This is a genomic window from Actinophytocola oryzae (assembly GCF_004364325.1).
Taxonomy (GTDB): domain Bacteria; phylum Actinomycetota; class Actinomycetes; order Mycobacteriales; family Pseudonocardiaceae; genus Actinophytocola; species Actinophytocola oryzae.
This window is the reverse complement of sequence record NZ_SOCP01000046.1, coordinates 1-1,553: the sequence shown is the minus strand read 5'-3', so window position 1 is coordinate 1,553 and position 1,553 is coordinate 1. Positions and strand designations below refer to the sequence as shown.

Annotated in this window: 1 protein-coding gene and 1 pseudogene; one reads left to right on the top strand and one right to left on the bottom strand. The window is 65.6% G+C overall.

Going from position 1 to position 1,553, the window contains the following annotated elements; all coding sequences use genetic code 11:
- Positions 1-95 precede the first annotated feature (95 nt).
- Positions 96-335 (bottom strand): hypothetical protein, encoded by a 240-nt coding sequence (locus CLV71_RS47345; protein WP_133909551.1) that lies wholly within the window; start codon positions 333-335, stop codon positions 96-98.
- Between the two features lie 550 nt (positions 336-885).
- Between CLV71_RS47345 and CLV71_RS50555 the strand changes: the two are divergent.
- Positions 886-996: pseudogene (locus CLV71_RS50555) on the top strand (IS110 family transposase); the annotation flags it as partial.
- Positions 997-1,553: the final 557 nt, after the last annotated feature.

The following is a 1,553-nucleotide window of genomic DNA, read 5'->3' as shown; positions in this document are numbered from 1 at the left end:
CCGGCCATCACGTTCAGCTGTCACCATCACTCCACCCAGCAAGCCCAGACCCACCCGCCGACCAGCCAGGACCACCTAACCGACCGGCATTGGGCTTAGGCGCTGGCCCGGCGGCCGAAGATGGCGCGGAACCGCCGCCGGAACGGCATGCGATAGACACCGTAATTGCGCGGGCCAGCCGCCTTCTGGTAGGCCGGGGCCAATGTCTGGCCAGGCTGATCCACAAACCGCACGGCGTGTCCGGTGCCGGGCAGCACCATCTCGATCTCGACGCCATGGTCGAACGTGACGAGATAGAAGTGCCCGATGTCCTGCGCACTGACGAGCACACCCACAGTGCCGACATCGCCAGGAGCGAGCTGTCGGCGTTCTGCGGTCGTCGGGGGCCGCCGCTCACCAGCATCGAGTGCTCGCCGGTAGCCGGTCGAGACGTGATCACTCTGAAGTGGGCCGCGTCACTCGACACGGCGACCGGTGTAGCTCGGGATGTCACCTATGGGACTCAGTGTCCCCCTCGATGCACGCCCGGGCCAGGGTACGGTCGGGCGTCCTGCGCACTCGACCAACGCGATCGACCGCTCGGTGCCGGTCGCGGAGAAGGTGAACGGCACCGATTCCGGCGCACGTCCTTGTCCATCAACCCGGACCCAAGAACGCCACACGCCCTCCTCGCACGGCGCGCTGACCTCGACCGGGAACCCAGCCGCCTCCGGGATGGCGTCGGCCACCCGGCCACGCCCGAGTTCGATCCAGTCATCCCCAACCCGCTGCTCGATGCCAGCGCGGAGCGTGTGCGAGCTCGGCGGCTTGTCGCAGACCGCGGTCAAGGTTTTCACGACCCGGCCCTGCCAGTGGCTGGCCGACACCGGGCCGATCAAGCGGTCAGGGTCGCTACCGGTCGCGGTCGCCCGCGCGGACGGGCACCAGGTGGCCTACGCGCCCGGCCTGGCGATGCGCCGTATCGCCGACCTCTACCCGGGCCGGGCCAAGACCGATGTCTTCAACGGGGGTCCTCAGCAGATCGTTGGGTTGGCGATGCTGGGGAGGCGAGTCGATCGTTGGGGACGGGAGCGCAGTCCCGCCACCAGCGGAGCGTCACTCACGCGCGGACAGCCCGAAGGATGTCTCGATCACGAGACTGCCGGTATAAAGCCGCAGGTCAGCCCTGTTCCCATCCTTTGGTACTCCCGCCAGGGATACGAACGCACACAACTGGCGCAACTCCTTCCCTACCTGCCTTTTGTGACGTTCTGAAGAACGGGGTCTACCGGCACTATCGGTTGACCTCCCTGCTCAATCGTTTGGCCACTGAGGAACTCAGATGAATCGGACCAAGTGGACGTCCGCTTTAGGTCGGTTCGGCGACATGTCTGTGATTGACAGATGTGAATTCCGCTTCCCCGGCACGCCTCCACCACCCCAGAGTTGACGGGATCTGAACTCGCGGGCCCACCTTCCGGGGGTGTAAGAATAACGGTGTAACTGTCCTAAGTGGAGGGTAGTGCATCGATGGCTGACAAGGCAAAGACGCAGGCTGTGATACCAGCGGCGAC